The 2067-nt window shown below is 66.9% G+C and carries 2 protein-coding genes; both read left to right on the forward strand.

The window, feature by feature from the left end; all coding sequences use genetic code 11:
- Positions 1-276 precede the first annotated feature (276 nt).
- Positions 277-669: a transposase gene (locus VNC39_RS05095; protein ID WP_325396833.1), complete on the forward strand. Its 393-nt coding sequence runs from the start codon at positions 277-279 to the stop codon at positions 667-669.
- On the forward strand, positions 666-1682 hold the full coding sequence (locus tag VNC39_RS05100) for an IS3 family transposase (RefSeq protein ID WP_325396835.1): 1017 nt from the start codon (positions 666-668) through the stop codon (positions 1680-1682). The genes VNC39_RS05095 and VNC39_RS05100 overlap by 4 nt, the downstream gene beginning before the upstream one ends.
- Positions 1683-2067 lie beyond the last annotated feature (385 nt).

Below are 2067 nucleotides of genomic sequence, written 5' to 3' on the forward strand. Positions count from 1 at the left end.
CACCCCTTTTCCCGCGGGGACCTCCACCCCCAGCAGCAATTGGCCGGCCGCGTCCCAGCGGCCCCGGACCCTTGTCACGGATCAGGCGAACGACGGACGCGTCCTGGTCGGGTTCGACCTGGGGCATCGCGAATGTCATGCCAGAAACGACGCGCGGGGGGCGCGTCTTCTTCAGAAGAGATCGGTTTGCGGCACTCACTGGCATTCAGTCCAATTTGTACCGGCCCCCAAAAGTGAGACACAGAAATAGCGGACAGTTTCTCAGAGGAGGAACTGATGCGACGACGATTTCTGGCTGAGGAGAAGGCGGCGGCGATCCGACGGGTGGCCGAGGGCGAGGCGGTGACCTCGGTGGCCCGCAGCACGGGCATCGACCGCAAGCGGCTGTACGAATGGTACGGCAAGTACCAGGAAGGCGGCGCGGACGCGCTGCGGGCGACGGGCCGGCCGCGCAAGCAGGCGGCCCTCAACGCACAGGCGCGGGGGTGGCAGGACGGCCGCGATGAGGCGGCGGCGTTGCGCCGCCAGCTCGCCGAGCAGCAGCGCAAGATCGGCGAGCAGGAGGTCGACCTCGATTTTTTTCGGCGTGCCTTGCGGCAGCTCGAGGAGGCACGACGCACGACCGCCGGACCTGGCAGCGCTGCGTCTACCAAGTCATCAAAGAGATGACGTCCTCGATGCCGCAAGGCTGTGGCCCTGCCATTGGCCGGCTGTGCCGGCGAGCCGACGTCAGCCGCGCCGGCTACTACCGCTTCTGGCGCAACAGTGCACCGCGCCAGCACGACACGACGGTGCGCGATGCCATCCAGCGACTGGCCCTGGCCAATGGCCGCCACCGCGGCTATCGGCTGGTCGCCTTTCAGCTGCGGCAGGAAGGCCTCAGGGTCAACCACAAGCGGGTGCTGCGGCTGATGCGCCAGGACAACCTCTTGTGCCTGCGCCAGCGCGCCTTCGTGCCGGCGACCACCGATTCCAAGCATGGCTGGCCGGTCGTGCCCAATCTGGCCGGCGACATGCTGGTGAGCGGCCTCGACCAGCTGTGGGTGGCCGACATCACCTACATCCGCCTGCAGCAGGAGTTCGCCTACCTGGCGGTCATCCTCGATGCCTTCAGCCGTCGCGTCGTCGGCTGGGCGATGGAGGACCATCTGCGCGCCAGCCTGGCCGTCGAGGCGCTCAGGAGGGCGATCGAGGGCCGCAGGCCCAAGCCCGACAGCCTGATCCATCACTCCGATCGCGGCGTGCAGTACGCTTGCAGCGACTACACCGAGCTGCTGGCGGCCTACAAGATCACCGCCAGCATGAGCCGGGTTGGCAATCCCTACGACAACGCCAAGGCCGAGCGCTTCATGCGCACGCTCAAGACCGAGCAGGTCGACGGCACCCTCTATCGCGACCTGCGGCACGCTCGCGCCGACATCGGCCCCTTCATCGACAAGGTCTACAACGGTCAGCGTCTGCACACCGCCTTGGGCTATCGCACGCCCAGCCAGTTCGAGGACCTTCACCGCGCCGAGCTCCAAAAACGCGCCAACGGGGCGGCGCCTGGCGGCGCCGCTCCGACCAGCAACAAAAAGACCAGCCCAGCCGGCAACATCGCTCGGACCGGGCGCGGCCGACGCTGCGCGCGATCGGGGGCTACGCGCCGCCCGCGCCCAACATCGCCGGCGCCCTCCGCTTGACCCATTCAAACAACCGTACCATTCATGACAACATCAACCCTGTCCGTTGTTTTGCTGTCTCACTCACGGGGTGCAGTCCATCAGGGGTTTCCGCAGTTCCCGCAGTTTGCGCTACCCCCATTTTCCGCGGTGTCGCACCCCTTTCCGCGGCGTCGCAGGGCTCGCCCGGGCGAGCGGGAATTTTCGGGCACCGGTGACGTATAAAATATCGGGGAATAACCAAGCACCGGTTGCCTGGAAAATGACGGGTAATAAAGAAGCACTACAGGGGGAGAAAATTCGTGATCGACCGCGACGGCGCCGCGTCCGGCAGCGGGCGTTCTGCTCCGGGTCGCTCGAGCCGTCGGCGCGGCCGATCGTGACTGGCGGACGCGCCGGGGGGTCG

Origin of the sequence: Acidocella sp. (assembly GCF_035535915.1) — a bacterium.
Classification (GTDB): Bacteria; Pseudomonadota; Alphaproteobacteria; order Acetobacterales; family Acetobacteraceae; genus Acidocella.

Coding starts and splice junctions, on each gene's coding strand:
- VNC39_RS05095 (WP_325396833.1), top strand. CDS start 277: ATGCGACGACGATTTCTGGCTGAGGAGAAGGCGGCGGCGATCCGACGG.
- VNC39_RS05100 (WP_325396835.1), top strand. CDS start 666: ATGACGTCCTCGATGCCGCAAGGCTGTGGCCCTGCCATTGGCCGGCTG.